Genomic DNA, 11,193 nt, shown 5'->3' with positions numbered 1-11,193 from the left:
GCCGACGGTCGGCGACTATGTCACTCCGGCGCTGGTCGGCGGCCCTGCCAGCACCATGATCGGCACGCTGATCCAGGCCCAGTTCGGCAAGGCCAATGACTGGCCGTTTGGCGCAGCGCTCGCTGTCGCCGTCATGCTGGTCATCCTCGCCGTGGTGCTGGTCGTGCGTTTCGCCGACCGCAGGTTTGGCAGCCGGACATGAGCGCCGCGCGGATAGACGCTAAGAAAGGTGGGAGTTGGCTCGGCGCCTATGTACTTGTCTATCTGGTATTTCTCTATTTGCCGGTCTCGCTGATCCCGCTTTTCTCCTTCAACGCTTCGATCCAGGCGGCGTTTCCGCTGCAAGGCTTCACGTTTGAATGGTACGCGACGCTGTTCGGCAATTCGGCGCTGTCCAGCGCTCTTGCCAACAGCCTCGTCATCGGTGCGATTGCCGCCACCGGCGCGACGCTTTGCGGCGTCACCGTGTCCTATATGGACCTCTACGGCCGCTCGCCGCTTGCCGCCACGATCAGCGCCATCGCGCGTCTGCCGATCCTGATCCCCGGTGTCATCGTCGGTATCTCGCTGCTGATCCTGGTCAATCTCATTGGCTTCGGTCCATCGCGCATCGCCATCGTCCTCGGCCACATATTGGTGGCGCTGCCGACGACCGTGGTGATCATGAAAAGCCGCTTCGCCGCTATCCCGAAGACCATCCGCGAGGCCGCGCTCGATCTCGGCGCTTCCGACTGGACGACATTCAGGCGGGTCATGCTGCCGCTCAGCCTGCCCGCCATAGTGTCGGCGTTCATGCTGGCCTTCCTGACCTCCTTCGACGAGTTCATCGTCGCCTTCTTCCTGGCCGGCACCGAGCCGACGCTGCCGCTCTATATCTGGAGCCAGCTGCGATTCCCGAAGTCGCTGCCGACCGTCATGGCGCTGGGCACGGCAATCCTGGCCGTGTCCTTCGTCATCGCGGCAATGGCCGAAATCCTGCGCCATCGCGGGCTTGCCGCCGCTCAGCGGCCGGTGCCCGCCGACCTGTCCAAACCAGCAGAAACCGAAAGAGGAGAACTGCAATGGCATTCCACCTGAAATCGATAAATCGCAAGACAGTCCAAGCCGGATTGGCCGCCTTCGCGCTGGCGCTATCGTCGACCGTCGCGTTTGCGGCCGACAAGCTGCAGTATTTCACATGGTCAGGCTACGAACTGCCCGACTTCAACAAGAGTTTCCTCGCCGCGCACCCCGATGGCGTCGAGGCCTCGATGTTCGGCGACGACGATGACGCCTTCACCAAAGTCAAGGCCGGCTTCCGCCCTGACGTCGCGCACCCCTGCTACGACAAGGTGGCGCGCTGGAACAAGGAAGGCCTGCTGCAGCCGATCGACACCAAACGCATCAAGAACTGGGATTCGATTTTTCCGGTCTTCAAGAACCTGCCCGACCTGCAGGCCGGCGACGGCAAGGTCTGGATGGTGCCGTGGGACTGGGGCAACACCTCGATCCTTTACCGCACCGATCTCGTGAAGAACCCGGAAGCGAGCTGGAACCTTCTGTGGGACAAGCAATATGCCGGGCGTATGGCGACGATCGACGCCGTCCACGACACGCCCGTGGTGGCGGCCCTTCTCGCCGGCGTCAATCCATTCGACATGACGCTGGAACAGATGGACAAGGTGGCGGAAAAGCTGCGCGAGCAGCGCCCGCTGCTCTCGAACTACACCACCGACATGACCTCGGTGGAACAGGCACTGGCCAGCGGCCAACTGGTCGCCGCCATGACCTGGAATGCGTCAGCCACGTCGCTCAAGAAGCAGGGCGTTCCGGTCGAATTCATGAAGCCGAAGGAAGGGATGCTGACCTGGGCTTGCGGCTTCGTCATGCTCAAGGACGCCAAGAACATCGACCTCGCCTATGACTTCATCAACAGCCGGCTGGAGACGGATTCAGGAAAATACCTGATCCAGGCTTATGGTTATGGCAGCTCGATCAGCTCGGCCTTCGCCGCGGTGCCTAAGGAAGAACTGGAGAAACTGCAGCTGCCGTCCGATCCGGAAGTGATGCTGAAGACCACTGTCTTCACCGGGCCGATGAAACAGAATGACGAACTCGCCAAGATGTTCGAGAAGGTCAAGGCAGGCGGTTGAGCTTCTGAGGTGCCGCGCGGTTTCGACTGCGCGGCGCCACTCCTGGATACCGAAAACGAGGTCGAACTGATGGACATGCTGGACGAAGCGGCTGAAAAGCCGAAGGACGACGCCGATGTGAGGGTCGGCCGGCGCGTGCGGGCGCTCAGGCTGGGACGCAATCTTTCGCTGGCCGAGCTTGCCGCCAAGGCCGGCGTTTCGATCGGTGCGCTCAGCCAGATCGAGCGCGGCCTGTCCTCGCTTCGCGTCAAGGTGATCTGGCCGCTTGCCGCCGCGCTCGACATCGAGCCCTCGGCGCTGATCGCCGACGGCAACGATGCCGGCAACGACCTCTATTGCGTGCGCGCCAACAGCCGTCGGCAAATCCCGGTGAAATCGGAAGGCATTGCCAAGGCGCTGCTGTCGCCGCCGGCCGCTACGCTCACCGGCATGCTGGTGACGGTGGAAGCCGGCGGCGGCACTGCCGAAGCCTACGCTCATGCAGGCCACGAATTCGGTTTCGTCATGTCGGGCGAAGTCGAACTTGTGGTCGATTCAACCACCTATGGGCTGAAGGCCGGCGACAGCTTCGCCTTCAGGAGCACCTTGCTGCATGCCTTCCGCAATCCGGGCGTCGAGCGCTGCCAGATCCTCTGGGTCAACACGACCAAGCCGTCCGAGGTTCGCGATGGCGCCTGATCCTCTCGTCCGGCTGGACGCGGTGTCAAAGATGTTCCCCGGCGGCATCGTTGGTCTCGACGCCGTCGATCTCGACATTGCCCGCGGCGAGTTCCTGACATTGCTCGGGCCCTCCGGCTGCGGCAAGACCACCAGCCTGCGGGTGATCGCTGGTTTCGAAAGCCCGTCAAGCGGGCGGGTGCTGCTCGAAGGCCGTGATATCACTTCGCTGCGGCCCTTCGACCGTCCCGTCAACACCGTATTCCAGGACTATGCGCTGTTTCCGCACATGAACGTTGCCGAAAACGTCGGCTTCGGCCTATCCCTGCGCAAGCTTTCCGGGGCAGAACAGGCAAAGCGCGTCGGAGACGCGCTCGACATGGTCGGCCTTGCCGACAAGCTCGGTGCCCGGGTCTCCGAATTGTCGGGCGGCCAGCGCCAGCGCGTCGCGCTTGCCCGTGCCATCGTCTGCGAACCGCGTGTGCTGTTGCTCGATGAGCCGCTGTCGGCGCTCGACGCGCATCTGCGCGAGCAGATGCAGGTCGAGCTGAAGCGGCTGCAGTCGCGGCTCGGCACCACTTTCGTCATGGTCACCCACGACCAGACCGAGGCGCTGTCGATCTCCGACCGCATCGTCGTCATGAACAAGGGCCGTATCGAGCAGATCGCACCGCCGGCAACGCTCTACGACCGGCCCGCCACCAAATTCGTCGCCAGTTTCATCGGCACGATGAACCTGCTGCAGTCGCACTTTGTCGGCCGTGACGGCGATCGGTTGCGTTTCAATGCCGGCGCCTTGCCACTGGAAGCCACCTCGGAAACCGGCGAAGCACCGGGTAAAGGCGCGGTGCGAACCATCGGCGTGCGTCCGGAGGATCTGTTGGCGGCGACCGAAGCCGCGACCGGCACTGCTCCGGTGCGGGTGAGCAGCATCGTCTTTCACGGTCGTACCTTGCGCCTGCACGCCGAATTGGGGCAGGGGATACCGGTGGTGATCGACGCACCACGCCGGGCGGAAGGTTTTCAATTCAGCGTCGGCGACGTGGCGCATATCAGCCTGCGCCGTGGCGCTAACTGCCCCATGCTACCCAGCTGATCTGTTCCCTATCTTTTCCAGAAAACCGGAGCATTACCCCATGAGCAATCATCTGAACTTCTTTATCGGCGGAAAATGGGTCGCGCCCGTGGTGCCGGCAACGCTGGATGTGATCGACCCGTCCACCGAAGAGGCCTACACGAAAATCTCCGTGGGCTCGAAGGCGGATGTGGATCGCGCCGTGGCAGCGGCCAAGGCGGCCTTTCCGGCCTTTTCCCAAACCAGCAAAGCCGAGCGCCTCAAGCTGCTGAAGCGCATCCTCGAGGTCTACAACGAGCGCTACGAGGATATCGCGCAGACTGTCTCCCAGGAGATGGGTGCGCCGATCACCTGGGCGCGCGAAGCGCAGGCCTGGGCGGGCAGGGCGCATATGGAATCCACCATCAAGGCACTGGAGGATTACGAATTCAGCGAGAAGCGCGGTGGCACCATGGTGGTCAAGGAGCCGATCGGCGTCTGCGCACTGATCACGCCGTGGAACTGGCCGCTCAACCAGATCGTCTGCAAGGTGGCGCCGGCGATCGCCGCTGGCTGCACGGTGGTGCTGAAGCCTTCCGAGATCGCGCCGATCAGCGGCATCGTCTTTTCGGAAGTGATGGAAGCGGCAGGCACGCCGAAGGGGGTCTACAACATGGTCAACGGCACCGGTCCGGATGTCGGGCAGGTCATGGCCGGCCATCCCGATGTCGACATGGTTTCCTTCACCGGCTCGACCCGGGCCGGCATCATCGTCGCCAAGACGGCGGCCGAGACGGTCAAGCGCGTGGCGCAGGAACTCGGCGGCAAATCGGCCAACATCGTGCTTCCCGATGCCGACTTCGAGGCGGCCGTGCGCCAGGGCGTCAACGCCTGTTTCGGCAACAGCGGCCAGTCCTGCGACGCGCCAACGCGCATGCTGGTGCCGGCCGCCCGCCACGATGAGGCGCTGACGATCGCCAAGAAAGCGGCCGAAGCGCACAAGGTGGGCGACCCGCGCTCGGAAGAGACCAAGCTCGGTCCGGTGGTCAGTAACATCCAGTTTGACAAGATCCAGCGGCTGATCGAGGCCGGCATCGCCGAGGGTGCTACGCTGGTCACCGGCGGTCCCGGCCGGCCGGAGCACCTCAACCGCGGCTATTATGTCAGGCCGACCGTCTTCGGTCACGTCACGCCGGGCATGACCATCGAGAAGGAGGAGATTTTTGGGCCGGTGCTTTCGGTCATCTCCTATGATGACGACGACGACGCAGTGAAGATCGCCAACGACACCGTCTATGGCCTCGCCGCCTATGTGCAGTCTGGGGATATCGATCACGCGCGAAAAGTCGCCGGCCGCCTGCGCGCCGGACAGGTCTCGATCAACTATCCCGAGTGGGACACGTTCGCGCCCTTCGGCGGCTACAAGCAGTCCGGCAACGGCCGCGAATACGCCGACTGGGCGATCCACGATTTCCTCGAGATCAAGGGCATCATCGGCTACAGCGCCTAGCGCATGACCCCCGAACAGCGCCGCGCGTTCAAGCAGGACGCGCGGCGCTGTAGTGTGGCCAATCCGAACTATTCGGCGGCTTCGCGGACAGGGATCAAGCGCCGCTCGACCTGCTGGAGATGCAGGCGCATCGCGGCCGCCGCGCCGCCGAGATCGCGCTCGGCGATCGCCTCGACGATCCGCTCATGATCGGCGAAGCTGTGATGGTCCGCCGGAGGATGGGCGCCATCTGAACGAAGACGTCCCCAGACCACCGTTCGGCGCACGGCGTTCAGGACGTCGAACAGGCCGAGCAGCACATTGTTGCGGCTCGCCTGCGCAATCTGGCGGTGGAGCAGATTGTCGATGTTCTCGTATTGCCGCCATGTGACGGCTTCCCGCGTCTGCACCAGCGATTGCCGCATCGCTGCGATATCGGAAAGCGTGGCATGCAGCGCCGCTTCGCGCGCAATCTCGGGCTCGATGATGAGGCGCGCGCGCATCACGTCGGCCGGATTTGTGCGCCCGGCGATTTCGGAAATCCCGATCGTCTCTTCGACCGGCCCGCTGCCGACGAAGGTGCCCCTGCCGACGTGACGCCAGATGCGGCCGTCCTTCTCGAGCACCGCCAGCGCCTTGCGAAGATCGCCGCGCGATACGCCGAGGCTCTCGGACAGTTCCCGCTCCGCAGGCAGCCGGGTTTCCCCGGAATGGTCCATCTGGGCAAGATAGGCCTGAAGCTGAACCAGGGCGGCGTGGCCGCCATTACCGGGATCGTCCATCAATTTAACCAATTCGCATATGTTTTCCCTTAGCCGGTGTTAAAACGATTAGCTGAAACCGTCAACTGCCGAGCTTTCTGGGCGAATGTGTCCGACACGCCGCAATTTCGCCTTGACCAATCGGGCCCATAACTTTAACCAATTAAGGCAATGGTTACAAAAAACGGGAGGAATGACAATGGCCAGCGTATCCAGACGTACCATCCTTGCCACCGCTTTCGCCGCGGTCCTGGCATGTGCATCGCCTCTGGCGGCCGCAAATGCAGGCGACATGCGCATCGCATTCGGCGACCTTCCGGGTATAGAATCCATCCAGACACTCGCCGCGATAGAGCGCGTCAAGGAACGCGGCGTGAATGTCGAGCTCATTATTCTCAATGACGAGGATCTGGCTGCCCAGGCGATCGTCGGCGGTCAGGCCGATGTCGGCATCGGCACGCCCTATACTCTGATCCAGAAGGTGGGCGTGCCGATCCGCATCTTTGCGCAGATATCGACGCTGCGCTTCTTTCCCGTCGTCAACAGCGAATTCTACAAGGAATGGAAGGATCTCGACGGGCAGGAAGTCGCCGTTCAGGCGCGCGGCTCCGGCACCGAGGCGGTGATGCTCCTGATGGCGAAAAATCACGGCATCAAGCTCGGCAACATCAGCTATGTCCCCGGTTCCGAGGTTCGCCGCAACGCGCTGCTCCAGGGGACGCTGAAGGCATCGATCGTCGATGCCGCCAACAGGCGCGCGCTTGAGGCTGAAGCCCCCGGCAAGTTCATCGTTCTGCCGGTGGAGAATCTCAAAGCCTCCGACGAAGCGCTTTTCGCGACCGCAGACTATCTGAAGAACAACGCCGCCGACGTCGACATCCTGGTCGAGGAATTGATGAAGACTGCGCGGGAAATAACCGATAACCCGGCTGTGGCAGTCGAGCTCCGCAACAAGTACAAACTGTTGCCCGATCTCGGCGCGGAAGCGGACAGCGAAATCACCGAATACTACAAGGAAACCGCGGAAGCCGGCAGTCTTGCGCTGAATGGCGGCGGAACGGATGCGGCCGCAGACGACTTTGCCTTCTTCAGCCTTGCCGGCCAGATCGAAGGCGATCCCGCGAGCCTCAAGGTCGAGGATTTCTGGGATGTCTCGGCACTCGACCGCGCTGTCGCCAAGCTCGGCAAGAAATAGGCGGCCTGCCGGATGGCCGTAAGCATCAGAACCGACGGTGAGGCTGCCGGCCTCGCTCCCTTTTCCAATCGCAACACCACGGGCGCGTCGTGGGACCAGCCGATCCTGCTCAGGCTTGTGTCGATCGCCCTGTTCGCAGGGATTTGGGAGGTGGCCGGCCGCATTCCCGTCAGCTTCGCCTTCCCGACCTTTTCCGACACGGTCGTCGCGTTTTTCGGACTGCTCGCCGATGGCAGCTTGGCAACCGCCTACATCCCGACACTGCAGCCGCTGGTGCTCGGCGTTGTCTTGTCGGCGTTCCTGGGTGTCGGCCTCGGCACGATCTGCGGCCTATGGCGCACCGGCGAATGGCTGCTGATCCCCATGTTCATCGTGCTTCAGGCTGCACCCGTCGCCGCTTTTATTCCGATGGTCACCTTCGTCTACGGGATCGGCATGACCGCCAAGACGCTCGCCGTCATGATCCTGGCGCTGCCGGTCATCGTGCTCAATACCTACAAGGCCGTGCGCAACGTCAACGAGTCGCTGCTCGTCATGTGCCGATCGTTTATGGGCACACGTTGGCAAACCGTCGCCAAGATCATTCTTCCGGATGCCAGCCCGGTGATTTTTGCCGGCTTGCGCCTCGGAGTTGCCGCCGGGTTCGTCGGCGTGGTGCTCGCCGAGCTGCTGATTATCCCGACCGGCATCGGCGACCTCATCACCTTCCACCGCTCGCGCGCAGACTACGCCGAGATGTACGCAACAATTGCCTCGATCATTGCGCTTTCCACTCTCACGCTCGTCTTTTTGCAGTGGGTGGAAGTCCGTGTTTTCAGGCCCGAGAGTAGAGGTGCTTAACATGGGCGCGACCGCATTGCGAAATGGACCGTCGCCGGTTCCCGCACCGATCGATTCAATCGTGGAAGTGAGGGGAATCTCCAAGACCTACGGCAATGTCGAGGCGTTGCGCGGCATCGATCTCGACTTTCCCAGGGGCAAGCTGACCAGCCTTCTTGGACCCAGCGGTTGCGGAAAGACGACGCTGTTGAAGATCATAGCGGGCCTGATACGGGCCGATGGCGGCACCGTCGCGATCAACGGCAAGCGCGTCAGCGCCCCAGGCCCCGAACGCGCTTTCGTGTTCCAGGACTTTGCGCTGATGCCTTGGGCGACCGTGACACGCAATGTGGCCTTCGGGCTGGAATTGCGCGGCACCAGCAAGGCCGAACGCGAGGAGATCGCCCGCCGCTACATCGCCGAGGTGGGTCTCGCCGGCTTCGAGGACAAATATCCCCACGAGCTGTCGGGCGGCATGCGCCAGCGCGTCGGCCTGGCACGGGCGTTATCGGTCGATGCCGACGTTCTGCTGCTCGACGAACCGTTTTCGGCCGTCGACGAGCAGAACCGGCGGAAGTTCCAGGAAGACCTGATCCGGCTGCGCACCAACCAGAACAAGACCTTCATCTTCGTGACGCACTCGATCGAGGAGGCGGTCTACATTTCCGACCGCATCGTGTTGCTGTCACCCAGACCCGGCCGGGTTTCGCAGATCATCGAACCGGAAATCGATCGCTCCGGCGACCCGGAGCGCATCCACCGCGACAGGCACTATCTCGATACCGTCGATGAGATCTGGCAGGGGCTGAAGCAATATGTGGAATGACCGGCCATGACCTTGTTTGGCTACCGTGTACCAATGATGGCGTCCCTGCTCGTCTGGTGCGTCGTATGGGAAATCGTCGGCCGGCTGGATCTTGTCTTTCTGCTGCCGCCGTTTAGCGACGTGCTGGCTGCAGCGGTCGGTCTGGTGCAGACCCCGTCCTGGCAGAGCGCGACGGTAACGACCCTTCGCGCCTTCGCCATCGGCATGGCCCTGTCGATCGTGATCGGCGTGCCACTGGGCGTCCTGATGGGACGCGTCAAGATTGCCGACGACCTGCTCGGCATGTGGGTCAACATCTTTTCAAGCGCACCGCTCTCGGCGATCGTCCCGGTGCTGATGATCCTGTTCGGCTTCGGCGAGAAGACGATCGTTGCGGCGGTGTTCCTGTTTGCGATCTGGATCATCGTTCTCGACACGCGCGCCGGGGTCCGCCACATCTCGCCGTCGCTGATCGAGATGGCGCGCTCCTATGGCGCTTCGCGCCCGGCGCTCTATACCAAGATCATCCTGTGGGCGGCTCTTCCGGAAATCCTTGCCGGCATCCGCCTCGGCCTCATCCGCGGCGTCAAGGGCGTCGTCATCGGCCAGTTGCTCGTCGCCATCGTCGGCTACGGTGCGCTGTTCGAGACCTTCTCGCGAAATTTCCGCATGGCCGAATTCTGGGCCTTGACCATCATCCTTTTTGCCTTCGCCCTGCTGATCGCCGAACTGATCGAAAGGGCCGAAGCCAAAGTCGAATACTATGCAGGAGCAAGACAGTGAACATGCACGGCACGACCTCAAGCTACGTCATCGAACCGACCGCAATCCCGAGCATCCCGGTGGCGGGAACCGACAAGATGTTTCCGGTGCACCGGGTCTATTGCGTCGGGCGGAACTATGCCGCGCATGCAGTCGAGATGGGACACGACCCCAATAAGGAGCCGCCGTTCTTCTTCCAGAAGAACCCCGACAACCTCGATACGACAGGGGAATTTCCATATCCTCCGGCCTCCAACGATGTCCATCACGAGATCGAAATGGTCGTGGCGCTCAAAAGTGGCGGTACGGATATCGCGGTCGAAAAGGCTCTGGACTGCGTATTCGGTTATGGCGTAGGTCTCGACATGACGCGGCGCGACCTGCAAGGTAAGGCGAAGGACATGGGCCGTCCATGGGAGGTCGGCAAGGCCTTCGAGGCATCGGCGCCATGCACGCCATTGGTTCCGGCAAGCTCGATCGGTCATCCAACCCAGGGAGCGATTTGGCTGGACGTCAATGGCGAGCGCAAACAGACCGGCGACCTCAACCAGATGATATGGAAAGTTCCGGAAATGATCAGCTATCTCTCAGGTCTTTTCACGTTGATGCCGGGGGACATCATCCTTTCCGGCACGCCGGCGGGCGTCGGCGCGGTTATTCGCGGTGATGTTCTTCGCGGTCATATCGATGGCGTCGGCGACCTAGAGGTTCGCGTTGTCTGAAGCGTCGATCATTGAACGGCTTGTCGCCGGAGCGGATGATGCGCCGGCGGTTTCGGCCCCCGACCGGATTACGCTCACCCATGGCGGCCTGCGCCGCCTGATCTCCGAAACGGCGGCGCAACTGCATGCACTGGGCCTCGGCCGTGGCGACCGGGTGGCCATCGTGCTGCCGAACGGGCCGGAGATGGCGACTGCCTTTGTAGCGGTGGCCGCTGCGGCGTCCACGGCGCCGCTCAACCCGGCCTACCGGGCCGATGAGCTCGATTTTTATCTCTCCGACATCGGCGCCAACGCAATCCTGGTCGCCGAGGACGAAAGCGGCCCGGCGGTCGCGGTTGCCGAGCGTCTCGGTATAGCTGTGCTGAGGCTGGTCGCGCGGGGTGACGCGCCAGCCGGCAGCTTTGAGATCGAGGGCAAACCGGTTGGTCCGTCTGTTTCGCCCCGCCTGGCTGAGAACGGCGACATCGCGCTGTTGCTGCACACCTCCGGCACCACGTCACGACCCAAGCTGGTGCCGCTCAGCCATGCCAATCTCGCCGCCTCGGCCGCCCATATCGGCGCCACGCTCGGTCTGACATCAGGCGATCGCTGCCTCAACATCATGCCGCTGTTCCACATCCATGGTCTGATCGCAGCGGTGCTGTCCTCGCTCGCGGCCGGCGGCAGCGTCTTCTGCACGCCGGGCTTCAACGCGCTGCGCTTCTTCCATTGGCTAGGCGAGGCGCGGCCGAGCTGGTACACGGCCGTGCCGACCATGCATCAGGCGATCCTGCCGCGCGCGGCGCGCAATGCCGAGG

General features: G+C 62.8%; 12 protein-coding genes and 1 pseudogene. 12 read left to right on the top strand and 1 reads right to left on the bottom strand.

What is annotated here, in order from left to right:
• The 6 genes and pseudogenes from E5W87_RS26895 to E5W87_RS26870 all read left to right on the top strand — a co-directional run.
• Positions 1–202: pseudogene (locus E5W87_RS26895) on the top strand (ABC transporter permease); the annotation flags it as partial.
• Positions 199–1,077, top strand: a complete 879-nt coding sequence (locus E5W87_RS26890) for an ABC transporter permease (RefSeq protein ID WP_292404556.1) — start codon at positions 199–201, stop codon at positions 1,075–1,077. The pseudogene E5W87_RS26895 and the gene E5W87_RS26890, both read left to right, overlap by 4 nt.
• A complete protein-coding gene (locus E5W87_RS26885; RefSeq protein WP_292404554.1) occupies positions 1,062–2,132 on the top strand; it encodes an ABC transporter substrate-binding protein in 1,071 nt (356 codons plus the stop codon). Before E5W87_RS26890 ends, E5W87_RS26885 begins: the two co-directional genes overlap by 16 nt.
• A gap of 69 nt (positions 2,133–2,201) precedes the next feature.
• On the top strand, positions 2,202–2,810 hold the full coding sequence (locus E5W87_RS26880; RefSeq protein ID WP_292404562.1) for a cupin domain-containing protein: 609 nt from the start codon (positions 2,202–2,204) through the stop codon (positions 2,808–2,810).
• Entirely contained in the window at positions 2,800–3,885 is a 1,086-nt protein-coding gene (locus E5W87_RS26875; protein WP_292404552.1) for an ABC transporter ATP-binding protein, read from the top strand. The genes E5W87_RS26880 and E5W87_RS26875 overlap by 11 nt, the downstream gene beginning before the upstream one ends.
• A 40-nt stretch (positions 3,886–3,925) precedes the next feature.
• Positions 3,926–5,353, top strand: coding sequence for an aldehyde dehydrogenase family protein (locus E5W87_RS26870; RefSeq protein ID WP_292404550.1), 1,428 nt, complete (start codon positions 3,926–3,928; stop codon positions 5,351–5,353).
• 68 nt (positions 5,354–5,421) lie between these two features.
• Here the strand turns inward: E5W87_RS26870 and E5W87_RS26865 are convergent, their stop codons facing one another.
• Positions 5,422–6,114, bottom strand: a complete 693-nt coding sequence (locus E5W87_RS26865; RefSeq protein ID WP_292404548.1) for a FadR/GntR family transcriptional regulator — start codon at positions 6,112–6,114, stop codon at positions 5,422–5,424.
• A gap of 178 nt (positions 6,115–6,292) precedes the next feature.
• Here E5W87_RS26865 and E5W87_RS26860 point away from each other — a divergent pair, with 178 nt between their 5' ends.
• The 6 genes from E5W87_RS26860 to E5W87_RS26835 all read left to right on the top strand — a co-directional run.
• Entirely contained in the window at positions 6,293–7,288 is a 996-nt protein-coding gene (locus E5W87_RS26860; protein ID WP_292404546.1) for an ABC transporter substrate-binding protein, read from the top strand.
• Between the two features lie 12 nt (positions 7,289–7,300).
• A complete protein-coding gene (locus E5W87_RS26855) occupies positions 7,301–8,128 on the top strand; it encodes an ABC transporter permease (RefSeq protein ID WP_292404544.1) in 828 nt (275 codons plus the stop codon).
• A 1-nt stretch (position 8,129) separates the two neighbouring features.
• Positions 8,130–8,933 carry an ABC transporter ATP-binding protein gene (locus tag E5W87_RS26850; RefSeq protein ID WP_292404542.1) on the top strand — a complete coding sequence of 268 codons (804 nt, stop codon included), beginning with the start codon at positions 8,130–8,132 and terminating at the stop codon, positions 8,931–8,933.
• A gap of 6 nt (positions 8,934–8,939) precedes the next feature.
• A complete protein-coding gene (locus E5W87_RS26845; RefSeq protein WP_292404540.1) occupies positions 8,940–9,695 on the top strand; it encodes an ABC transporter permease in 756 nt (251 codons plus the stop codon).
• Between the two features lie 2 nt (positions 9,696–9,697).
• A complete protein-coding gene (locus E5W87_RS26840; RefSeq protein ID WP_292404560.1) occupies positions 9,698–10,396 on the top strand; it encodes a fumarylacetoacetate hydrolase family protein in 699 nt (232 codons plus the stop codon).
• Positions 10,389–11,193 (top strand): AMP-binding protein (locus E5W87_RS26835; protein ID WP_292404538.1); only part of this gene is annotated, 805 nt, incomplete at its 3' end. The genes E5W87_RS26840 and E5W87_RS26835, both read left to right, overlap by 8 nt.

Source organism: Mesorhizobium sp., from assembly GCF_004962925.1.
Taxonomy (GTDB): domain Bacteria; phylum Pseudomonadota; class Alphaproteobacteria; order Rhizobiales; family Rhizobiaceae; genus Mesorhizobium.
The sequence above is the reverse complement of the archived record's forward strand: the minus strand, read 5'-3'. Positions and strand labels throughout refer to the sequence as shown.